Origin of the sequence: Bacteroides sp. CACC 737 (assembly GCF_013874375.1) — a bacterium.
GTDB lineage: Bacteria > Bacteroidota > Bacteroidia > Bacteroidales > Bacteroidaceae > Bacteroides > Bacteroides uniformis.
On the sequence record NZ_CP059408.1, the window covers coordinates 670,968 to 694,474 of the forward strand.

At 38.3% G+C, this 23,507-nt stretch carries 21 protein-coding genes; 14 read left to right on the forward strand and 7 right to left on the reverse strand.

The genetic code is table 11. The annotated features are described in order from the left end of the window. The first annotated feature begins 376 nt into the window (after window positions 1–376). Window positions 377–634 (forward strand): helix-turn-helix domain-containing protein, encoded by a 258-nt coding sequence (locus H1A11_RS18995; protein ID WP_227201704.1) that lies wholly within the window; start codon window positions 377–379, stop codon window positions 632–634. A 104-nt stretch (window positions 635–738) separates the two neighbouring features. Here the strand turns inward: H1A11_RS18995 and H1A11_RS02935 are convergent, their stop codons facing one another. Together H1A11_RS02935 and H1A11_RS02940 are read right to left on the reverse strand one after the other, a co-directional pair. Continuing rightward, the gene (locus H1A11_RS02935) at window positions 739–2,400 is read right to left on the reverse strand and encodes an IS1182 family transposase (protein WP_061411457.1); all 1,662 of its coding nucleotides are present in this window, start codon (window positions 2,398–2,400) and stop codon (window positions 739–741) included. Between the two features lie 367 nt (window positions 2,401–2,767). Beyond that, the gene (locus H1A11_RS02940) at window positions 2,768–3,778 is read right to left on the reverse strand and encodes a kinase (protein WP_117966796.1); all 1,011 of its coding nucleotides are present in this window, start codon (window positions 3,776–3,778) and stop codon (window positions 2,768–2,770) included. A 943-nt stretch (window positions 3,779–4,721) separates the two neighbouring features. Here H1A11_RS02940 and H1A11_RS02945 point away from each other — a divergent pair. The 10 genes from H1A11_RS02945 to H1A11_RS02990 all read left to right on the forward strand — a co-directional run bounded on the left by H1A11_RS02945 (window position 4,722) and on the right by H1A11_RS02990 (window position 16,798). Further along, window positions 4,722–5,042, forward strand: a complete 321-nt coding sequence (locus H1A11_RS02945) for a helix-turn-helix domain-containing protein (RefSeq protein ID WP_181757687.1) — start codon at window positions 4,722–4,724, stop codon at window positions 5,040–5,042. 3 nt (window positions 5,043–5,045) lie between these two features. Continuing rightward, a complete protein-coding gene (locus tag H1A11_RS02950) occupies window positions 5,046–6,308 on the forward strand; it encodes a type II toxin-antitoxin system HipA family toxin (protein ID WP_181757688.1) in 1,263 nt (420 codons plus the stop codon). 35 nt (window positions 6,309–6,343) lie between these two features. Beyond that, entirely contained in the window at window positions 6,344–6,946 is a 603-nt protein-coding gene (locus tag H1A11_RS02955) for a hypothetical protein (protein ID WP_181757689.1), read from the forward strand. 96 nt (window positions 6,947–7,042) lie between these two features. Further along, window positions 7,043–8,188 carry a hypothetical protein gene (locus H1A11_RS02960; protein WP_181757690.1) on the forward strand — a complete coding sequence of 382 codons (1,146 nt, stop codon included), beginning with the start codon at window positions 7,043–7,045 and terminating at the stop codon, window positions 8,186–8,188. 341 nt (window positions 8,189–8,529) lie between these two features. Then, window positions 8,530–8,814, forward strand: a complete 285-nt coding sequence (locus H1A11_RS02965) for a helix-turn-helix domain-containing protein (protein ID WP_176934452.1) — start codon at window positions 8,530–8,532, stop codon at window positions 8,812–8,814. A gap of 22 nt (window positions 8,815–8,836) precedes the next feature. Beyond that, the gene (locus tag H1A11_RS02970; protein ID WP_181757691.1) at window positions 8,837–11,665 is read left to right on the forward strand and encodes a type I restriction endonuclease subunit R; all 2,829 of its coding nucleotides are present in this window, start codon (window positions 8,837–8,839) and stop codon (window positions 11,663–11,665) included. Window positions 11,666–11,667: 2 nt separating this feature from the next. Next, a complete protein-coding gene (locus H1A11_RS02975) occupies window positions 11,668–12,591 on the forward strand; it encodes a DUF5655 domain-containing protein (protein ID WP_181757692.1) in 924 nt (307 codons plus the stop codon). Between the two features lie 6 nt (window positions 12,592–12,597). Then, window positions 12,598–14,151: a type I restriction-modification system subunit M gene (locus H1A11_RS02980; protein WP_181757693.1), complete on the forward strand. Its 1,554-nt coding sequence runs from the start codon at window positions 12,598–12,600 to the stop codon at window positions 14,149–14,151. A 17-nt stretch (window positions 14,152–14,168) separates the two neighbouring features. Beyond that, entirely contained in the window at window positions 14,169–15,584 is a 1,416-nt protein-coding gene (gene rhuM, locus H1A11_RS02985; RefSeq protein WP_032572761.1) for a RhuM family protein, read from the forward strand. 5 nt (window positions 15,585–15,589) lie between these two features. Then, a complete protein-coding gene (locus H1A11_RS02990; protein WP_181757694.1) occupies window positions 15,590–16,798 on the forward strand; it encodes a restriction endonuclease subunit S in 1,209 nt (402 codons plus the stop codon). Here H1A11_RS02990 and H1A11_RS02995 read toward each other — a convergent pair. Beyond that, entirely contained in the window at window positions 16,791–17,264 is a 474-nt protein-coding gene (locus H1A11_RS02995) for a restriction endonuclease subunit S (RefSeq protein ID WP_249932098.1), read from the reverse strand. The genes H1A11_RS02990 and H1A11_RS02995 overlap by 8 nt on opposite strands. Before the next feature lie 253 nt (window positions 17,265–17,517). Between H1A11_RS02995 and H1A11_RS03000 the strand changes: the two genes are divergently transcribed. After that, window positions 17,518–18,084: a restriction endonuclease subunit S gene (locus tag H1A11_RS03000; RefSeq protein WP_275952314.1), complete on the forward strand. Its 567-nt coding sequence runs from the start codon at window positions 17,518–17,520 to the stop codon at window positions 18,082–18,084. Here the strand turns inward: H1A11_RS03000 and H1A11_RS03005 are convergent. Further along, on the reverse strand, window positions 18,077–19,156 hold the full coding sequence (locus tag H1A11_RS03005; protein ID WP_181757695.1) for a restriction endonuclease subunit S: 1,080 nt from the start codon (window positions 19,154–19,156) through the stop codon (window positions 18,077–18,079). The two genes, H1A11_RS03000 and H1A11_RS03005, sit on opposite strands and share 8 nt — an antisense overlap. Before the next feature lie 125 nt (window positions 19,157–19,281). On the opposite strand from H1A11_RS03005, the gene H1A11_RS03010 reads away from it, so the two are divergent. Next, on the forward strand, window positions 19,282–20,208 hold the full coding sequence (locus tag H1A11_RS03010) for a site-specific integrase (RefSeq protein WP_008768525.1): 927 nt from the start codon (window positions 19,282–19,284) through the stop codon (window positions 20,206–20,208). Between the two features lie 502 nt (window positions 20,209–20,710). Continuing rightward, window positions 20,711–20,986 carry a hypothetical protein gene (locus H1A11_RS03015; RefSeq protein ID WP_181757696.1) on the forward strand — a complete coding sequence of 92 codons (276 nt, stop codon included), beginning with the start codon at window positions 20,711–20,713 and terminating at the stop codon, window positions 20,984–20,986. A gap of 50 nt (window positions 20,987–21,036) precedes the next feature. Here H1A11_RS03015 and H1A11_RS03020 read toward each other — a convergent pair whose 3' ends face one another. The 3 genes from H1A11_RS03020 to H1A11_RS03030 all read right to left on the reverse strand — a co-directional run bounded on the left by H1A11_RS03020 (window position 21,037) and on the right by H1A11_RS03030 (window position 23,340). Then, window positions 21,037–22,110 carry an AAA family ATPase gene (locus tag H1A11_RS03020; protein ID WP_181757697.1) on the reverse strand — a complete coding sequence of 358 codons (1,074 nt, stop codon included), beginning with the start codon at window positions 22,108–22,110 and terminating at the stop codon, window positions 21,037–21,039. Between the two features lie 2 nt (window positions 22,111–22,112). Beyond that, window positions 22,113–22,487: a helix-turn-helix domain-containing protein gene (locus tag H1A11_RS03025; RefSeq protein WP_176931795.1), complete on the reverse strand. Its 375-nt coding sequence runs from the start codon at window positions 22,485–22,487 to the stop codon at window positions 22,113–22,115. 100 nt (window positions 22,488–22,587) lie between these two features. Next, window positions 22,588–23,340, reverse strand: coding sequence for a hypothetical protein (locus tag H1A11_RS03030; protein WP_181757698.1), 753 nt, complete (start codon window positions 23,338–23,340; stop codon window positions 22,588–22,590). Window positions 23,341–23,507: the final 167 nt, after the last annotated feature.

Here is a 23,507-nt window from a genome sequence, read left to right on the forward strand (position 1 = left end):
TGTTTTTTGACAAGTTGATGAATATGTGTGACGGGAAAATACTGACTTTGGAAAAGGAGGCTCTGTTTCGATTTCCCATAAGATGTTCGTGTGCGGTTTCGGGGGGTGTATACATTCTTAAATATTCCGGACACTTTTCAGGTGAATGAGTCGGAAATGGTTTTCCATGGTTTCTCGAAGAAAAAAATATGGATTAGACCTTTAGTGATACTTGCGGATAATGACAAGGGATTCAGGGATTATCTTGAGAAACGTTTATCGGAATGTTTTGTAGTGAGGAGCTTTGATGACGGTCAGGAAGCATTGGAGGTAATATGTGAAGAGTATCCGGATTTGGTGATTTTTGAATGAAGTGAAGCTTTACATTATGGAGAATATGGATAAAGAGGATTTGACAGTAGATGATATTGCCTCCAGGATGTGCATGAGCCGGATAACCTTTTATAATAAGTGGAAGTTGTTGATGGGAGAAGCACCCAAATATTTGATTTCGAGAATCAGGATGGAGAAGGCACGGGAACTTTTGGAAAGCGGAAAATTTTCTGTGACCGTGGTTGCTGAAATGGTGGGTATGCGAAATCTGAAAAACTTCAGTATAAGGAGTATTTTGGAAAAACACCGAAGGAGTTTATGAAAAAAGTATGATATTTACTTGAAAAAAACTTTCATAGAAGAGGTTGTGTCAAAACGTTGGCACAACCTCTTTTATATTTTAAGTTCTGCTATATTTTCTTTTGGCTATGCTACTTTTTCCTCATGCATTTGGCAGCAAGTTGCTATATTCCAATTATATCGGGTTATAAATAGTCCCATAAACAAATATTTGGCAACTGTAATGAGCCCCTTTCCTTCTTTTATCAGTTTAGCGCACATTTTTTTGATATTAAAGGCTATAGCAAAGAAAGCAAAGTCCATTGTAACCTTGTCTTCTCCCACATGCCGGAATCTTCTGTATGCCATGTTGTATTTCATTTGTCCAAACACAGCTTCTGGTTCTATACACCTCCTGCCTCTATGCTTGATACCTTCTTCTGAGAGCAACCTTTCCCGTGCCTGCCGTTTGTATTGATTTAATCGGTGGTTGACTTCTATAATACGGTTCCCCCGAGCTTTAAAACAACTGCCACGCAAAGGGCAACCTTCGCATCTTTTTGCTTTATACCGGGCACTTTCGGTGATGTATCCGCTCGCTGTCTTGTCACGTTTGGTTCCTATACGGTTCATGTGCTGTCCCATAGGACAAACGTAATAATCCTCTTGGGCATTGTAATGGAGACTTTCGGCATGGAACGGGTTGGGAGTATAACGGGGACGCTGTTCTTTATGGAAGTAATTGTACTTGATGAAGGCTTCTATCCCATTCTCCTGCATGAACCGGTAATTTTCTTCCGAACCGTAACCGGAGTCTGCCACGCAGATATTCGGTAAACGGTTATAGCGGTACTGGAAAGAGTGGAAAAAAGGTATGAGGGTCAGTGTATCGGTAGGGTTGGGAAACAGACGGAAGTCTGTGATAAATTGGTTTTCAGTACCTATTTGCAGATTATATCCGGGTTTGGTCTGCCCGTTCTTCATGGCATCTTCTTTCATGCGCATGAATGTGGCACCAGGATCGGTCTTGGAATAGGAGTTACGTTCTCCAAGGGTATCAAGGTGATTGTCATATTCTATCAGCTTGTCACGATACCCTTCAAGTTCCCTGACCTGCTTCTTCTTTTTGCGCAGGGCTTTCTTTTCTTCCTTATCCTTTGTTGCAGGCTGGCGTTCCAGGGCTTCTTTAAGTTCATCCACTATGTCAGAGAGCCTGCAGGAAGTAAACTCCACGGATGTGTCTTTTATAGAGTTCTCCTGTGCAATGGTTTCATCCACCTGCTCCAAGAGAATACGGATTTTATCCATTAGTCTCGTACGGTTCCGTTCGACTGTCTTGCGCCAGACAAAAGTATATTTGTTGGCTTTGGATTCAATCTTGGTGCCGTCAATATACTCCACATCAAGGCTGATGAAACCTTTATCGGCAAGGACAAAAATCAACTGGGTAAATACATTATTTATTTCCTCCTTTACACGGTTACGAAAACGGTTGATCGTGATAAAATCCGGATGCTCATTACCGGCAAGCCAAATATAATGAATGTCACGAAGGAGGTGCTTCTCTATTTTACGGCAAGAATAGATATTATTCATGTAGGCGTAGATTATCACCTTAAGCATCATTTTAGGATGATAAGGACAACGGCCCGTTTCCTTATAAAGCTTCTTGAAACTCTCAAGATTGAGGTTGTCAATAACAGCATTCACGATGCGGACCGGGTCGTTCGCAGCTATGTTTTCATCAATTCTTTGTGGAAAAAGAACGGTTTGGTTGGGAATGTAAGGACGAAAATGTAACTTTGCCATAACGAAAAACTTTATGCCTAAAGATACGAAAACTTTGGGTAATAACAAAGCCCGGGCTTGAGAAAGTCTGGGCTTTGCGCATAAAAAAAGGCTGTGTCAGCATTTTGACACAACCTCTTGTTTTGAAATGGGAGATAGGAAAACTGAACATCCTAAGCTAGCTATAAAGGAAAATCTCTCATCGTTTTCGCTTTGGGGATAACTGGGTATATATGATTAGCTTTACTTGCTGATGCAAAATTTGAAAATTAAATAGTCATATTGTTGTATGATAGATAGTTATTACATAAAATACACTCTTTTAAGCAACAAACAAGCAACAAAACTTCTCTAAATTGCATAGATGATATTTTGTTTCTGAAGATATTCATTGCCTTCTCAATCTTTTATCAACTAAAGCCAGATATTTTAACCCCGTTTGATCTATTATATTTTCAGGTTTTTCAATTTTACATGCTGAATGGATAGCATTTAGGAAGCCGGGGATACCTAAAACAGGACTGGCTAGTAATCCTATTCCTGCGGAAATAGTTCCACATATTGTTCCAAAAATGATATCACCTATATGGCTTTCATTCATCCTTGCGGATAGTTCTTCTTTAGCCATTTTCATATCCTCAAGAGTTATTTTGAATAATGGTGATTCCGGAGTAATTGTTGGATTTAGAACTAATAGTTCTACTTTGTTACTGAATGCTTTTAATAAATCACGGTACTTATCTTTAAATTTTCTAAGATTGATCAAATCTATTTGTTTAGGATATGGTATCAGATTCTTGAGTATCAAATCTCTCTTATATTGTCTTGTTCGTAATTCAATATCTTGGTTTCGTATGTATGTTGTAGCGAAGCTATAGTCAATTTTGTCTGTAGTTGGCTGGAAATCAATTTTATTGGCAATTACTGAGGTCAAAAAAGTCATAAGTTCATTGGCAGTTTTCTTTTCTACATTATACCAATTGTTATCTATCCTTTCTGCCAATCCCATTTGAGTGAGCTCATGAAAAATCTCAAAATCAAACTTATCTACGTGTAATTTATTACCATTTTTTTTCAATGAAAATTTCTCAGGATGAATATGGCTAGTCCCGAATTTGTTATGTGAAAATCTTCGTCTTTGTATGATATCTCGGTTCTGAGTTAAATATTCCATAAACATTTTTGAAACTTCCCAAGGATGTTCAAGAACATCCATAGGATTAATTGGGTGGATTAGTTCATTTTGAATTACCTCCCGCATAAAAGGCTCATATTGTTCTGGTTCATAGAAATATTGAGTCGGTACTATAGAACTAATATTGTCATAGTAAAGCAGAGCTCGTATAGCCCAATCAGTGTTAGGCAGATTTATGTATGGATAGTATAACAGATTGTTCATGGTTTTCAGAATTATTTATGTACAAATATAACAAAATATGATAATTAGTTTACTTTTTTACAATGCGATTACATTTGTTTTGTTGCTCAAATATTTCTAAGTAACAAAATAAGATTGTATATTATTGTTGTTTGGCGTTAATTAGTCGATTTATACCTATTTATACTCCTGGATGGTTTTGATTTTAAAAGGTGTAAGTGGTCGATTGTTAGTGTATTATGTAGCTTATTTACCGATGCTACATATTAGACTGATTGACTACCAATAGTTTGAAACTTAAACGGTAGGAAAGTCTGATTTTGCTCTTTATTCTTCGCTGAACTTTTGCAAAGATAATGCGTTTTTCCGGTACAAGGAAAACAAATGAAAAGACTTTGATAAAAAAGGTGGTTTTTGGGTGCAAATTTGCCAGCCGTGCTATGAGGTTTACGGAAGATTTTGCATAGCATTTCATCTGATGTTATGCCTGTGTCTATATTGCTAGTTGCTCCTCCAAGATTGAACACGGAGTGACTGATATTGATTGCTGGCGAAAAGAAAATAATACCAGTAAGTAAGCTAATTTTCTTCTCTCCCTCTATTTGACTTAACTTTATTGCCCGTGTATATAATAACGGTCATTAAAGTCAAGTTAAGCGTGGAGTCATATCTTTTTCTTTTGGTAAGCAAAATAGTTCTTTGATATGATGAGTGTATGATGAACAATTTGCATTGTTTGTTGATAGGTGTACATGATGCTTACAAACAACATTATAGCATTTAGTTTTTGGAAGTTTTTGCTCAAAATAGATTAGGTATATGGTTAATTATGCCAAGATGTGCATTTTTCTATGTGTAATACATCATTAAATAAATAAAAAGTATTACTTTTGTATATTATATGATAGGTTGAATATAGTGAAGTCATCGGTATAGTCGCTTTGCACCTTAAATTGATGTAGTAATGACAAAGAATACAATGGGAACCAAGCTTCCCCGAAAATTGGAGCAGAAGATGCAAATTGTAGGTGAGCAGATTAAGTTAGCTCGCTTGCGTCGGAATCTGAGTGTGGCTCAGGTGGCAGAACGGGCAACCTGTTCATCGCTTACTGTGTCCCGAATAGAAAAAGGGATTCCTACTGTTGCAATAGGGATCTATCTACGTGTTTTGTATGCATTGCAACTTGACGATGATATTTTATTGCTTGCCAAAGAAGATAAAATGGGAAAAGCTTTGCAAGATTTGAGTTTGAAAACAAGAGAACGTGCATCCAAGAAAGAATAATCTATGAAAAAGTTGTATGTATATGCCGATTTCGATTGGCTCAAAGAAGTGGAACTCATAGGCGAATTGGGCTATGAGTCTCTTCGTGGTGCGGACAGCTATAGTTTTACGTTCAATAATGAATGGTTAAGGCAGCACAGCGATCTGTTTTTGAGCGACGACCTAAATAATTACCCGGGACAACAATATACACAACCGGACAAGGATATATTCGGATGTTTTTCCGATGCTTTGCCGGATCGTTGGGGACGTACTTTGTTGTTGCGTCGTGAGCAAATTACAGCGGCGGAAGAACAACGACCGGTACGGAGATTATCATCTTTCGATTTCTTAACTGGTATCGATGATTTCTCCCGAATGGGTGGATTCCGTTTTAAGGAAGATCCCGATGGTGAATTTATCAATGTGAGTGAATCGTTGAAAATTCCACCTCTGACAGATATTCGGGAGTTGATTTCAGCCAGTGCTGAGATTGAGAAAAGCGAAGAAAACAATATGCTCCCCGATAAGAAATGGATTGCACAACTTGTGCAACCTGGGACATCATTAGGAGGTGCAAGACCTAAAGCCAATGTGATTGATACAGATAAAACCCTTTACGTGGCAAAGTTCCCGTCTCGCAAGGATGACTATAATGTAGGACTTTGGGAGCATTTCAGTCACTTGCTTGCTACAAAAGCAGGAGTAAACGTAGCAAAAACCAAAGTGCTGGCAACTGGAGAAAAATATCATACATTGCTGTCACAACGTTTCGATAGAACAAACGATAGCAAACGTATTCATTTTGCATCTGCTATGACCTTATTGGGATTAAGTGATGGAGATAATGCAACTACCGGGCATGGTTATCTGGATATAGTCGACTTTATTATTCAGAGCTGTACCGATGTAGAGCGAAACCTGCAGGAACTATACCGTCGTGTGGCTTTCAATATTTGTATCGGCAATACTGATGACCATTTCCGCAATCACGGTTTTCTTTTGACTGCAAAAGGATGGACATTGTCGCCGGCATACGATATGAATCCAACGCTGAATGAATATCAAAGTCTGCTCATCTCATCAACTTCCAACAAGGCAGATTTAATTATCTTGCTTGATGCCTGCGAGGATTATATGCTTAATCGAAACACTGCGGAGAAAATTATTTTAGAGGTGATTGAAGCGATAAAAGGATGGCGCGAATTGGCAACACGATTAGGAATTTCCAAGAGAGAAATGGATATGTTTTCAGGAGTGTTTGATAAACAATATGATTGTATTTAATTTCTTAATTCACATTTGATAAAGAAGAAATAACCATGAGTGGCGGATATTTTGATAGGAGCACATATGCAATGTGTGAGATTGCAGATACTATTGAGCGTGATATAGCAAGAGCCTTACAGCCAAAGCCGGAAAAGGTTTATGAAAACTATTGGACTATTTACGAGAAAGATAGCTTTGGCTCATACCATAGCTATAAGGACTACATAAGTTTTGCCAGTTATGAAGATGCGGAATCTTTTCTTCTAAGAGATACAACTATCGTTAAGGCAGAACAAAAATATGTAGACCGACAATTCTTTGGTGATGGGGTGATATTCCAATCAACAACGCGATATATGTCTGACACTTCTGACGGCGAACAGATTCCGGTGTTATACTCAATCCATCATTGTTATTATGACCGCTATCCCGATGAAGCTGATGTGTTGGAACTGTCAGTTGAGACGATAGATGCAATGACAGAGGCTTATCGGCAAATTCGTATAGCAGAAATATATGCAACTCGCGTAGATCGGATGATGAGTGGCGATGACAGCGAAGAGAGTTTCCGTGAACGAATTAAGGAAGACTTGGCAGAGTTTGAAAAGGAATATGCTTCCAAAGATTGGACTTTTCTTGATGAAGATGATGAATAAAGCAATAGCCTGTCATAAAATTAACAAAAATTGTTGTACACATTGTATGATGGTCTGAATAAAAGGGTAAAATATAGTTTAACAGAAGATGTTTATATGATAGCTCAAACTCAATTGAAAAAGCCAAGCAATTGGCAAGATTTTGAAAAACTCTGCAAATTATTGTGGGGAGAGATATGGATATGTGAGGATACTATAAAACGGCATGGTCGTCAGGGACAGAATCAATATGGAGTTGATGTATTTTCGTATGTTGAGAAATATAGTGGTTACTGTGGCATCCAGTGCAAAGGTAAGGATGACTATACAAATGCACAGTTAACAGAAGCAGAAATTGATAATGAAATAACAAAAGCTTTAGATTTTGAGCCTAATTTAAAATTGCTAGTATTTGCTACTACAGCGAATAAAGATGTCAAGATAGAAGGATACATTAGAAAGAAAGATATAGAGAATAGGGCTAAAGGTCTCTTTGCTATCGATATTGCGTCGTGGGAGGATATAGTTGATCAATTGGAGCGATATAGGACGACCTATAACTGGTACGTGAACAATTGTCAGTTTAAGGATACCACAGATGTACTTGTAACTTTTCACGGAAAGGATGAAATCACAATATACCCAGAATATGTAAAGACTATCAAGCATTATGAGTATAGGAAATTGACAGAAATTGAACAGGATGTGATGAGATTAAGTTTGGGCAATTTAGAAGTGCCAAATATCGGCATTCCAAGGTTCTCGTTCAATCCTCCAAAGAAGATAGATAAAAGATGGTGCAAACTTCGTATAAGAATTGAGAATACAGGTAAAACAGTCATAAGAACTCCAAAACTAATTGTCTCTTTTAGATCAGAGGATATTGTGGAAATTGATGACAACTTTTACTACTTTAATGCATTTGGCATAGATGAAGCGGCAAAAGCACAGATTAATGCAAGTAGGGATGCAAAAAGAGAAGTTTATCAGACATATAAAAATCAATTAGAGTACAGACCTAAAAACTCGGTTTTTGTTCAGAAAGATTGTCGTGATTTCTATATGAGTGTCATTCCAGTTGATGGTATAAAAAAGTTTTCATTAATCTGGAAATTTCTATGTGAGGATTACCAAAAAAATGGTGTCTTAACAATCTATGTAGAACCTCAAATAGAGGAACATATAAAGACAATCGAGGTTCATGATGAATCAGAACTGAAACCGGATGAAGCAAGTCTTGCTCCAAAAGTCGTTGAAGTATAGAATGTTATGCAAGAGTTTGTTTTGAGGATAAAAGGGGAAAATATAAGGCACCAAGGGATTTTACCGTCAATAATGTAAACTGTCCTCTATATGATTATTTCAGATATATTCATGCGGAATGTTGCTATAATAATTTAATCTGGATAATGAAGTACATACCAACATTTTATGGTACACATTGTCATTGAGAGAAAATAAGAACATCTTTGACAAAGAGCACAATAACAATGAATACTATGTTGCTCCGAAAATGTTATCAAACAACTTGAAAGTTGTGTTATCTCAATTATTTATAGTACCTTTGCCTACAAAATAGGACAAAGGTATTTTTGATTCATACAATGGCTGAAGAAAAGATAGACAACACTTTAGGAGAAGTAAAGAATATAATGGAAAACAAAAGAGAAGATTGGGTTTGCCATTCGCAGGCTATAGCTGCAGCTATGTCGAATCGAATGGAGCTGCTCGGTATGACTCAAAAGGCGTTGGCTATGAAGATGAATTGTTCGCAGCAGTATATTTCCAAAGTTCTAAAAGGACGGGAGAATATGTCATTGGAAACTCTGTGCAAGATTGAAAAAGCATTGGATGTCAAGATACTGAATAGCAATATAAAAGTAAAGTAACCACTCATAATAAGGCAAGAATATGTCAACACAAAGCGAAGCGGCATTGGAAGCCGGACTGATAGCCACACTCCGACAAATGGACTACGAGTATGTTCAGATTGTCGAGGAAGATAATCTTTATGCCAATTTCAAGCGGCAGTTGGAGATTCACAACCGCAAACGATTGGAAGAGCACGGACGTACTGAGTTTACGGCAGAAGAGTTTGAGAAGATTCTAATATACCTTGAAGGTGGTACTCGCTTTGAAAAGGCAAAGAAACTTCGTGACTTATATCCGCTTGATACGGCTGATGGACAGCGTATATGGGTGGAATTTCTAAATAGGCAGCAGTGGTGTCAGAATGAATTTCAGGTTTCCAACCAGATTACGGTGGAAGGACGTAAAAAATGCCGCTATGATGTGACGATTCTAATCAATGGTTTGCCACTTGTGCAGATTGAATTGAAACGTCGTGGCGTGGAACTTAAACAGGCATACAACCAAATACAGCGTTATCACAAGACTTCGTTTCATGGATTGTTTGATTATATCCAACTGTTTGTCATATCCAACGGTGTTAATACTCGCTATTTTGCCAATAATCCAAATAGTGGGTATAAGTTCACATTCACCTGGACAGATGCTGCCAATCATCCGTTCAATGAATTGGATAAGTTTGCCGTATTCTTCTTGGAAAAATGTACGCTTGGCAAAATCATAGGAAAGTATATTGTGCTTCATGAGGGCGACAAATGCTTGATGGTACTTCGTCCTTACCAATTCTATGCGGTAGAGAAAATTTTGGATCGTGTACAAAACTCCAATGATAATGGTTATATCTGGCATACAACAGGTGCCGGAAAAACATTGACCTCATTCAAGGCTGCACAACTTGTATCAGAATTGGATGATGTGGATAAGGTGATGTTTGTTGTTGACCGACATGATCTTGATACCCAGACTCAATCGGAATATGAAGCATTTGAACCAGGGGCTGTAGATAGTACTGATAATACGGATGAACTAGTGAAACGGCTTCAAAGCAACTCCAAGATTATTATCACTACTATTCAAAAACTTAATGCGGCAGTTAGTAAGACGTGGTATAGCAGCAAGATTGATGCTATACGTCACTCACGTATCGTGATGATATTTGATGAGTGCCATCGCAGTCATTTTGGGGATAGTCATAAGAAGATAATGAAGTTCTTTGACAATGCCCAAATATTCGGTTTTACTGGAACACCTATTTTCACCGAGAATGCTGTTGATGGACATACCACGAAGGAAATATTTGGAAACTGTCTCCATAAACATCTTATTAAAGATGCAATAGCGGATGAAAACGTACTTGGCTTCCTTGTGGAGTATTATCACGGCAACGAAGTGGTTGACAACGACAATCAAGCTCGTATGGAGGAAATCGCCAAATTTATCCTTAACAATTTTAACAAATCTACATTCGACGGAGAGTTTGACGCATTGTTCGCCGTGCAGTCTGTTTCTATGCTTATACGCTATTACAAGATTTTCAAATCGTTGAATCCTAAAATCCGTATAGGTGCAGTATTTACATACGCAGCCAATAATAGTCAGGATGATGAACAGACCGGCATGGGTACAGGGCAGTATGCAAAAGAGAGTGTGGGTGAAGCGGATGAACTGCAAGCCATTATGAACGATTATAATGAAAACTTCGGCACATCTTTTACCACGGAGAACTTCCGTGCTTACTATGATGACATCAATCTGCGCATGAAAAAGAAGAAGGCGGATATGAAATCGCTTGATCTTTGTCTTGTTGTGGGTATGTTCCTTACAGGCTTTGACAGTAAAAAGCTGAATACGCTCTATGTGGACAAGAACATGGAATATCATGGTTTGCTGCAAGCGTTCAGCCGAACCAATCGAGTATTGAACGAGAAGAAACGTTTTGGTAAAATAGTTTGTTTCAGAGATTTGAAAAACAATGTTGATACGGCTATTAAATTGTTCAGCAACTCTGATAATCCTGAAGATATAGTACGTCCTCCGTTTGAGAAAGTAAAGCAGGAGTACGAGAGTTTGGCAACTGATTTTCTGCAAAAATATCCAACACCAAGTAGTATAGACTTCCTGCAAAGTGAAAATGACAAGAAGAATTTTGTGCTTGCATTTCGAGACATTATCCGTAAACATGCAGAAATACAGATATACGAAGATTACAGCGAGGATGCTGAAGACCTCGGCATGACTGAACAGCAGTTTAACGATTATAAGAGTAAATATCTTGATATTACAGTCGGGTTTATTGATCCACCTGCTGCACCGTCAACTGTTGCGGAAGATCCTGTTCCATACGGGAATAACCAAGGATTGGAAGATATTGATTTCTGTCTTGAACTCTTACATAGTGACATTATTAATGTGGCGTATATTCTGGAACTCATTGCGGAACTAGACCCATATAGTGATGATTATTCAGAAAAACGGAAGCATATCCTTGATACAATGATTAAGGATGCCGGAATGCGAGGCAAAGCAAAACTCATTGACGGCTTTATTCAAAAGAATGTAGATGAAGACAAGGAAAACTTCATGAATGGGCGCAATAGAGCCGATGGAACAAATGAATTAGAGGAACGTCTGAACCAATATATTGTGTCAGAACGTAATAAGGCAGTGACTGATTTGGCTGCTGAAGAACAGATTTCAGCTGAGGTGCTTAATCATTACATGAAGGAGTATGACTATTTACAAAAAGAGCAGCCGGAGATTATACAAAAGGTATTGAAAGAGAAACATCTTGGTCTTATCAAAACCCGAAAGGCTTTGACGAGAATAATGGAAAGACTGCGTAGTATTATAAAAACGTTTAATTGGGAATAAGGATGTCAACATACAAAATAAATAATGAGCAACTAACGCTTATAAAAGAGAAGCCATTTAAGTTGGAGAAGGAAATTCAAAACATCGTTGAAAGGAATCTACAGACGTTGCTTGGGCTTGATTTCATCAAGGCGGAATTTTCTATTGGTTCTTTCCGTATAGACTCTTTGGCTTTTGATTCAGAGAAAAAATCCTTTGTTATATTAGAATATAAAAGAGATAAGAATTTTAGTGTAATAGACCAAGGTTATGCTTATCTATCCCTGATGTTAAATAACAAGGCTGAATTTATTTTAGAGTACAACGAGTCTAAATCGGGAGTACTCAAACGAAACGATGTGGATTGGTCTCAGTCAAAGGTATTGTTTGTTTCACCTAATTTTACAACTTATCAAAAAGAAGCTATCAATTTCAAAGATTTGCCTATAGAACTATGGGAAATTAAACGTTTTACAAATGATATGCTTTCCTTTGAACAGATAGTAAACCGTTCAAGTAAGGAAAGTATTAAAACGGTCTCTAATAGTGAGACAATAACAACGGTAAGCAAAGAAATTAAAGTATATAGCGAACAGGATCATTTAGAGAACATTGAAGATGATTTTCTCAACATCTATACGGAAATCAAAGAGTTTTTGCTATCATACGGAGAGGATATTACAATATATCCAAAAAAGAAAACTATAGGTTTCAAAATAGGAGGAAAGGTATTTTGTGATATAGTTATGCAAAACAAGGGAATAAGACTGTTTCTCAATGCTAAGAAAGGAACACTCAAAGACCCAGAAGGTATTACTCGTGATGTGTCAGAAGTTGGACATTGGGGAAATGGGGCATATGAAGTTCGTTTCCCATTGAAAAACGATGCAGAAATAGATTATGTTTTTAACTTGTTGCGTCAAACAATAAATAAGAATAAGGAATAAGATAATATGAGCGAAGAATTACAACAGAAACTCCGTGACCAGCTTTGGGAGGTCGCAAACCGTTTGCGAGGTAATATGTCGGCAAGCGACTTTATGTATTTTACATTAGGTTTCATCTTCTATAAATACTTGTCAGAGAAAATAGAAAAATACGCCAACAATGCTTTGGCAGATGATGATATAACCTTTAAGGAATTGTGGGAAATGGAGGATGCTGATGCTGTGGAACTACAGGAGGAAGCACAAAACCAATGCCTGGAGAATATCGGTTATTTCATTGAGCCCAAATTTTTGTTTTCGTCAGTAATTGAAGCTATCAAGCGAAAAGAAAACATTTTACCTATGCTTGAACGCTCATTGAAGCGTATCGAGGACAGTACTTTGGGACAGGACAGCGAAGATGATTTTGGCGGTTTGTTCTCAGATATTGACTTGGCTTCGCCCAAATTGGGCAAGACAGCTGATGATAAAAATACGCTCGTTAGTAATGTGCTTCTTGCATTAGACGATATAGATTTTGGATTAGAGGCATCGCAAGAGATTGATATATTGGGTGATGCTTACGAATATATGATTTCACAGTTTGCTGCAGGAGCCGGAAAGAAAGCCGGAGAATTCTATACTCCGCAGGAAGTCAGCCGTATCTTGGCAGAAATCGTCTCTATAGGACATCAGCGTTTGCGCAATGTCTATGACCCTACTTGCGGTAGCGGCTCGTTGTTGCTTCGTGCTGCAAGTATTGGCAATGCAGTAGATATTTACGGACAGGAAAAGAATCCGACAACCTACAATCTTGCTCGAATGAATATGTTGCTTCACGGCATTAAGTTCAGTAATTTCAAGATAGAAAACGGTGATACACTTGAATGGGATGCCTTTGGCGACACCCAATTTGATGCTGTTGTAGCAAATCCTCCGTTCTCTGCCGAATGGAGTGCTGCCGACAAATTCAATACCGATGACCGTTTCAGTAAGGCAGGAAGACTTGCACCACGCAAGACAGCCGACTATGCTTTTATCCTGCACATGATTTACCACTTGAACGAAGGTGGTACGATGGCTTGTGTTGCTCCGCATGGTGTACTATTCCGAGGAAATGCAGAGGGAGTGATCCGTCGTTTTCTCATAGAAAAGAAAAACTATGTGGATGCCATTATCGGTTTGCCTGCCAATATTTTCTATGGTACGAGCATCCCGACCTGTATTCTTGTATTCAAGAAATGTCGCAAGGAGGATGATAATATCCTTTTCATTGATGCCAGCAAAGAGTTTGAAAAGGTCAAGACACAAAACAAGCTTAGGGAACAGCATATTCAAAAGATTGTTGAGACCTATCGTGACCGTAAGGAAATAGAAAAGTATAGTCATCTTGCCTCTCTTCAAGAAATAGCCGAGAATGATTACAATTTGAATATTCCTCGTTATGTTGATACCTTTGAAGAGGAAGAACCTATTGATATTAAAGCTGTAATGGCAGAAATAAAGGAATTGGAAGCCAAACGTGCTGAACTCGATAAAGAGATTGAAGTGTACCTGAAAGAATTAGGCATTGTAGAATAGTTCAGAAAGTAATAGCAATGGGTGAAAATGACAACATATCTCAGATGACACCTTCATTTGAGAATATATGCCGCAAGGATGAAAACGGGAACAAATACTGGAGTTCCCGTGACCTTTGTGGTGCAATGGGCTATTCTGCTTATTGGAAATTCCAACGGGTCATAGACAAAGCCATCAAGGTAGCCGGAGAGAAAGGAATGAATGTGGACGAGCATTTCAACCAAGCGGTTGATATGGTAAGGATTGGAAACGGTTCATTCCGCAAGGTGAATATATTCCGTCTTTCTCGTATGGCATGTATAATTATTGCGGAAAATGCTGATGGCAAAAAGTTGCTTGTTCAACAGGCACGAGACTTTTTCTCGCAATCTGTCTCAATGGCAGAATTTATGCATAATTCGCTAAGTTCTAATATATTATTGTATAAAACAGCCCAAGGAGAAGCACGGGTAGAAGTCATTTTCAACAGCGAAACATTCTGGATGTCACAAAAAAGAATGGCGGATTTGTTTGGGGTTGATGTAAGAACCATAAATTATCATCTCGGACAAATTTACGAAACAGGAGAACTTTCCAAAGAGGCAACTATCCGAAAAATTGGGATAGTTCAAACAGAAGGAGACCGGGAAGTGGAGCGTATGCCGCTATTCTACAACCTCGATGCTATTGTAGCGGTGGGGTATCGAGTAAACAGCTATCAAGCTACTCAATTCCGCATTTGGGCAACTTCAGTGCTGAAAGAGTTTATCATTAAAGGATATGCCCTTGATGACGAGAGGCTGAAACAAGGCAAACATTTCGGAAAGGACTATTTTGACGATTTGCTTGAGCGTATTCGTGAGATACGTACTTCAGAGCGCAGATATTACCAAAAGATAACTGACATTTATGCAGAATGTAGTGCAGATTACGACCCGAAATCTGAAGATACAAAGTTGTTCTTCAAGATGGTACAGAATATGATGCACCTTGCTGTTACCCATCATACAGCTGCGGAAATTATCTATCAGCGGGCCGATTCTGAGCAACCTTATATGGGACTTACCACATGGAAGAAAGCCCCTGACGGAAGAGTGCAAAAGTCTGATACCATCGTCGCGAAAAATTACTTGTCAGATTCTGAATTGTCCCAGCTGAATCTTATTACAACAGCCTTTCTTGATATGGCAGAATCACGTGCTTCACGTCATATTGTTTCAACTATGGATGATTGGAAAAAGTTCCTTCAACAATATCTTGCAACGATGGATTACGAGCTGTGCGATACAGCCGGGAAAGTGACACAAGAAGAAGCAAGAGATAAGGCTTATAGAGAATACGAAAAATATAAACTGATTCAAGATAAATCATACATATCTGATTTTGATCGTTTTAATGAGGGTAATGATGAAACTCCATTGCTTCCATTTGATTTGAATCCTACAAAAGAATGATAACTATGGCAATAGATAATAAAGATAAAAAGGTCCTCAAATCTTCGATTGAGCGAGAGCAGAACGAGGTTGCTTGCTCTGCCGAGTGTGAGAAGATAAAAGGTTCGAAGAACCTTAATGTTCCCCATTTGAGATTTCCAGAGTTCAGTGGGGAGTGGAAGAAATGTATAATTCAAGATTATGGAGAAGTGATTACAGGGAACACTCCGCCAACAAACAATGCAGAGTACTACAACAATGGTTCATACTTATGGGCTTCTCCTGCTGATTTGGGAACGGGTAAGAAGATAAATGACACCAAAACAAAATTGTCAGAGAGTGGATTTAAGAAAACGAGAATTATTCCCAAAGGAAGCATTTTGGTGACTTGTATTGGTTCTACAATAGGAAAAATGGGAATGGCAGTAGAAACTATGTCATCTAATCAACAAATTAATTCGATTATAGTAAATGAAAAAAGCAATAATGATTTTGTTTACTACGCAATTAGTCGTGCATTCCCTCGCTATCTGTCAGAAGTAGGAGTGCAGGCTGTTCCTATACTGTCAAAATCGAATTTTGAAAAGTTGCCTAATTATACAACAAGTATTGAGGAACAAGATAAAACAGGTTACTTTCTAAATCTTTTAGATGAGCGTATCGCTACCCAAAACAAAATCATTGACAAGTTGCAGTCCTTAATCAGGGGAATTGCACAGAATATTGCTCGCAACAACCAGCCAAATGTTCTTTTATCAGAATGCTTAGAATGTAGTTCATCCACTCTGCAAGAAAGTGATATCTGTGAAAATGGAACCTATCCTGTATACGGTGCAAATGGCATCGTTGGCTATTTCGATGATTATAGTACAGAAGATGAAGCTGTCTACATTATTAAAGATGGTTCGGGTGTAGGAACAGTCTCTTATGTTACTGGCAAGTGTTCTGCAACAGGGACATTGAACACTTTACAAGCTAAAGATGGCTATTTGCTTCAATACCTATACTATATGCTAAAAGTATTCAACTTTGAACCTTATAAAACAGGCATGGCTATACCTCACATATATTTCAAGGATTATGGCAAAGCCAAAATATTTTGCCCATCATATACGGAACAACTCAAATATGTGGAATTACTGTCAGCAATAGATAACAAACTATCAGTAGAACAGAGAATTTTGACCAATCTTAGTTTGCAGAAGCAATACTTGCTTCGTCAGATGTTTATATAAGCATCTGGCGGAGCAGATACTGCTTTTGAGAATTATATAAGTCAAGCAGACTCTTCTCTGTTTCTGTTTTACTTTCTATATGACTCAATATGGAATATATTCGTTTTTGGTTTTCCAAAGAGGGCAGTTTGATACTTGCCTTTTCAAAGTCTGCCTTACAAAGGTTGAACCTTGTGCTTCCTTGTGCATAAGGATAGATAAATTTACGAAAAGGAGTTGAAGATACATAGTAAGATAGATATGGAGAATAAACCACTTCTGTATTTGTAATATGGATACCAAAACAAAAGCTATTCAGATAGACTTTTTCCTTACCAAGATATACAGAACCTATACCAACTTCTTCAGGTGTTTCCGATGACAGCGTGAATAATACATCACCATATTCAACAACATTCTGTTTCTCATTATCTCTGATTGCCACAAATTGGAAATCTTTTTCATTGATGACATTGTTAGAATACACATTCAAGTAAGTTATGAATGGTTTTCCAGAACCAAAGTCTTGTGCTGATTTACCCGATAAACCAGAGTACGAAGAGCCGAGATTTGCAAAAGAGGTTTTAACCTCATTACCATATTGAGCATATAAAGAGTCATTTATTCCCCTGATTAAGGATTGTTCGGCTTATAGGTCTGCGATTATTGAAAAACTTTTTTGCAGTCCAAAAAATAAGCAACCAGAAGTAAGGTTACATGGCTTTTCCGATAATTGGCAAATTATACGTCTTTCCGAAATTTGCCATAGAATCCGTTGTAAAAACACAGAAGAGCAATGTAAGCGAGTTTTGACGATAGCAGCTCAATATGGACTTGTAAGTCAAGAAGAATTTTTCAACAAGAATGTTGCTAGTGAAAATTTGTCAGGATATTACCTTTTACAAAATGGAGATTTTGCTTATAATAAAAGTTATTCGGGCGATTATGTTTGGGGTACGGTAAAACGCTTGGACAATTATGAACAAGGTGTATTATCTCCTTTATATATTTGTTTCCGTCCAGATTCTGCTAAAGTGGATTCTGATTTTCTCGTCTATTATTTTGAGTCAAAGAAATGGCATAAAGCTGTTGCAGATATAGCAGGTGAGGGTGCAAGAAATCATGGTTTGCTTAATATCTCTGTTATAGATTACTTTAATACCATTCATTGTATTCCATCTATGGATGAACAGAAACAAGTAGCTCAGATTATGAGCACATTGTTATCAAAGATAGCACGAGAACAGCGCATATTGAATTGTTACACTACACAACGGCAATACCTACTTCGTCAGATGTTCATATAAACATCTGACGAAGTAAATACGCTTTTTGTTTATCGAGCAATTGAAGATAGGACTTCTCAACTCTTATCTTTTCATCTAATGAAATCAAGCAGTTGGCCATCTTATTTTGTTCTTCCAAAGAAGGTAACAATAGTCTGGCTTTTTCAATGTCAGTATAATGCAAATGAATTATGGTGCTGCCCTTTGCAAATTTTGCCAATTGTCTTTTGGCGATATGATTGAAGTAGTAACTTAAATATTGGGCATTAAAGTTAGTACTGATGTGAATTCCAAACATATCACCACCCAATATAACCCCATCTACGTTAATTACAGATGGAGCAATTAAGGATATTGCATCAACTGTTGTTGAAGTAGGAAACAACAAATCCCCTTTCTTACTCAATGTCATGCCTTCTTTTTTGTTGGTATGGCTTTCTATTTGAGATATGGTTTCTCCATAGGTCGTAAACAGCTCTCCATAAATAATACAGGGATTACCAGTTTCGGATAAATCATCCTTTGACAAATTACCAACATTGAAAGGTTCACCCAAATCCGCAATAAAGACTGTCTGTTTTTCGGTTTGGTTATAATGCCTTTCAATAATCGCAGACTTTAGTTTCTTCAAATCCTCAATGATTTTGTTTTGGGTGGTAATACGCTCATCAAGAAGCGACAGTAAATGACTTATCTTTTGCTGTTCTTCTTTTTGTGGATAACTCATTTTCAAGTTGCGCAAATCATCATTGTAAATTCTGATTATTGTTGTAGAATTTAATTTTCGCCAATCTACTTTACTCAAAAGATGAAATAAGAATCCATTGCTTATGTTTTGTGTAGGATTATCAATCCACACAATATTTGAATCTTGGAAATACGCATCTTCCCCATCATAGACGACACATTTCCCTACTGTTCCTGCACAAGTTATCATAACCTCTCCTTTGTGAGGATAGCTATACTTCACCTTATAGTCGTCAAATAATTCTTTCGATATATAGGCATCTGGAGTACTACCAATTGTTCCAATCTTATAAAAAGGAACGCCATCCTCTGTGTTTGTTTGAGAAGCTAAAATACGCTTGCACATTAATACATTACACAAATCCCCCAACTTGCACTTCTTCCACTCCTCCTGAAATTCCGGAAATCTCAAATGGGGAACATCAGTGATTTATTATTCTCTAATTATATGTACAATATAAATATACGATTATGGGACAAAAAACAATTAGAGAAATCTCGGTTGCATGGAAAGAGTACAAACAACCTTATGTGAAGCAGTCCACAATGGCTGCTTATGTGCTTATCTTGGAGAATCACATTCTTCCAAATTTTGGAGAAAGTTATGCACTCCATGAACAGGCTGTGCAAGACTTTGTTTTGCGGAAAATTGAGAATGGAATGAGTGTGAAATCCGTCAAGGACATTCTGATTGTCCTTAAAATGGTAATGAAATTCGGAGTTAAAAATGAATGGATGGACTATCAGGAGTGGGACATCAAATATCCGTCTCCTTCAATAACCAAAGAATTGGAAGTATTGTCAGTCGCTAATCACAAGAAAATACTCAGTCATATTCAAAGCCATTTCTCCTTTGCCGGGCTGGGTATCTACATCAGTCTTTGTACGGGACTGCGCATAGGGGAAGTCTGTGCTTTAAAGTGGAGTGACATCAATGTTTCTGAGGGCACGATTACTGTTAATCGTACAATTGAACGTATTTACATTATTAATGGGATGGAGAAACATACCGAATTAGTTATCAATACTCCCAAGACTCAAAACTCATGTCGGGAAATTCCCATTACAAAGGAGCTTCTTGCAATGGTAAAACCACTAAAGAAGGTCGTCAATGAAGAGTTCTATGTCTTGACTAATGATGAATATCCAACCGAACCTCGTACCTACCGTAATTATTACGGCAAATTAATGGCGAAGTTGGGTATTCCCAAATTAAAATACCATGGGCTTCGTCATAGTTTTGCCACTCGTTGTATAGAAGCTGGTTGTGACTACAAAACCGTTAGTGTATTGTTAGGGCATTCTAATATTTCAACAACTTTGGATTTATATGTTCATCCAAATATGGAACAGAAAAAGCGGTGTATTGCAAAAGTATTCAAGTCTCTTGGTAAATGACGAATAAAGAGTGGGAGGATGTTCAAATGCAATTCTCTCACTCTCTGTTCCAAAGTGATTGGCAATTTTTGAGTTCGTAACAGAACCATCTGAGGTTGGCAAAATCGACCTAAAGAATCTGGCAGATTCGTTTCGACTGATAGGCAAGAGTTCGGACAATAGTTCTGTGTTCATTATCGAGTATCGCATTTATGGTGGCTGACATTACTCTGGAATATCAACCTAACACCAGGAAAAGAGTTCACATAAGAGTTCATAAAAGAACCAGTAGGGTTCATAAAAGAGTTCGTAAAAGCATTATTGAAATGCGCTTATCCCTGCCAGCTATCAAACAGAGGATAGCCCAACCAAAACATGATTGCGTGGAGAGTTAAGGTATTCTATAATCGCAATAAAGCCATATTCTACTTGCCTTGGATTGACAACTTCTCACGAGCGCTTTATCGCTTGGAATATTGAGTTACCCTAACTCAATGGAGGTCGTATAATGAGCAGGCCCAGGGTGCAATTAAGTGTGCAAATTTCGCTTTTTGTCGAGAAAGATGAGGAAGAGGCTGGTGAAAAGAAAAAGTGCTTAAATAACGCTATTTTTCATCCAATCAGCTTGCTGGAAAATTGGCACTCTCAAACGACCGCTTGGTCGCTTGGGGTATTAGGCTCCCCATACAAGATAATGTCTGTACAACGGGCAAGCCCTTGGCTTAAAAAGATAGGTTTGGGAGATAAGACGGCAACGACCAGTTTCAAGAATTATCATGAAACCAGTCGTTGTACTTAACTTTGGCTTATACAAGAATATACGCTTTGAGAATAAAGTCAAGTGGAGAGTCAATAGTGGTAATCGGGCATGAAACGATAAATGCCGCGGTTTTCCTGAACCACCATCCGTTTGTTCGTGAGAAACTTAATTGTTTCCACAATCTTGTTGTGATTCAATTTTGTTCCTGCCAGTTCGTAGGCAGTGGTCAGTTCTTCTTCCAAAGCTTTATATCCCGAAATAGTCTCTTTCCCCTCAAAAGCCAGTTCGAGAGCCTTGCGATGGGTGGATTCGTGAATGTTCTTACCTGGGGAGAATGGTTCTTGCTTGGGACGACCAGCACTTTTCTTGGTCGGCACATAGTCCGGCAGAAGTTCGGGAAGCGATTGGTCATTGATGTAGAAAGCGAATGGCAGGAAGTCCTTTGAGCGGGTATGCACACTTTCCACTTTGCTGATTTTGCTGTCGTCCTTGTCTTTCTCGATTTGGATGACCGTTTCCGCTTTGTTGTTGATTTCCGTGCCAATGTGTCCACGGGCATTTTCATCACTTTTGTTCTGATGAAGAATGGTGTGAAGATGAATCTGGTATTCGTCAGTCCACTGCATAAGTTTGGATATTACACATGTGGCTTCACTCGGTGAATTGATGTCATAAACCAAGTCGCGGATTCCGTCAATCACGACAAAACCAAGCCCTTCAATCTGACTGATGGCATCGTCTATGATAGCCAAACGCTCCTTCGGATTGAACTTGCGTAGAGCGAGAAAATAGAAACGGGCGCAATCTTCATTAGCCGGCAACTCTGCCAGTTTCATGATACGTTGCATTACAATCATGCAATGATTCTGACTCTGTTCTGTGTCAATGTAAAGGATGCGGTTTTTCCCATCAGGAAAATCCGTTGTGTAGTTAAGGACTTTCTTTCCGGACAAAGCTGCTGCCACCATAGCCGACACGTTGAAGGTCTTTTTGCTTTTTGCCTTGCCAATGGATGCACTGAAATTTCCCAATGTCCCGATAGCCACTCCGCCTATACTCAGGACTTCCGGCTCCTGTTCGTACACCTTTTCCAGACTGAGCATAGTATCTTGCCATCTCGTAGTGATTTGAGCAAGCTCCTCAATGGGTGTTGCCGTTTCCATATTCACCAGTTTTTAGGATTAGGCTTGCGACGGTGTGAGGCATACATCGCTTCGTTTTCTTCCTCATAGGTGAGAGGTGCTGAAGTTTTGCGAGATGCCTCTAGCCATTTGTCGAGCTCGTCACGATAGATATAAAGGTGCTTTCCTTGTTTGATAACCGGAATGTTGTCCTTCTTTATCTTGTAATAAAAGGTGGAGACTGGCATTTTCAGATAGGCACAGGCTTCCTGCACTGTCATTGGTACGTGCAAATTCTCTTTTGGTTCGCTTTGGCGGTTAAGAGTGTCCCTAAGTAAATTTTCCATTCCTGCGATTTTCTCGCACAGTTCGCCTACCACTTTGGGCAGGTCGTTAAAAGTCAAATCTGTTGTGTTCATACCTTCAATAATTAGAATTAATATGCTGCAAACCAACAGAATGAAATTTTGCAGAAATCTGTCAGCCGGAACAATGATTACCGTCTGCACGATTTAATTTTCAAGTATTGTTGTGAAAGTGGAAATCTCCTTTGTCCGGCACGTCAATAGGAATGTCGCATGGGACATTGACGCGCAAATTGGCTTCCAGATATTCAATATCGGCGTTGCGCAATTCGTATGGGAAAGAAGATTTAATGAATATCGCTCTGTCGCGACGGGAGACTCCAAGCCGTTCACCGATATTCCAAGCTAAGTGTCTTAAAGAGGGAGAACTGATTTTTGCTTCTTTAGTTGAATGGATTGGCTGACAATCATTAACCCGGTTTTCGGCAATACACTCTATATTCTGGAATAGTGTGCTGATATTCTCTTTTGAGAGATATTTCGAGGTCTTTTCCACTACATATTCGCGGATAGCTATCATGATGTCCCTTTTCCGTTTCACCTCCTTCAGTTGCTCTTCCACAAGAATGCTCTCATATCTCTCCAAACTATCAGGTATCTGTTCCTCTTCGACTGGATCTTGATTAGCATTTTGATGGCTGCTTTCTTGCGAACATTCGCTTTGTACTTGCTTATTTGTAGTACTACTTGAGATTGTTGTAAAAAGCCCTGCCATTACTTTGCGGAATATGGCAAAGGTCAAAATAAGCATTACCAAAGAGATAATAAAAATGGTGGCATCAAACAGGATGTTGTGATTGAACTTTTCACCGATATTGTATGCGGTGAGTGCCGAGAGTGAAACGATGACCACTCCAGCCAAACTGCTGATATCAGCTGCTTTCTGAACTTGTATATTATTCTCCATATAGTTGTGATTGTTTACTGTTTTATGGCGTAAAGTTCAGCACTAATTTCCATATAACCATAAATACTAATGGTTATTGGACTGATATTTACAAATAATTTATGGTTAGAATATGAATCATACTCGAAAATCATACTCTAACCATATAAAAGAGGCAAAAATGACCG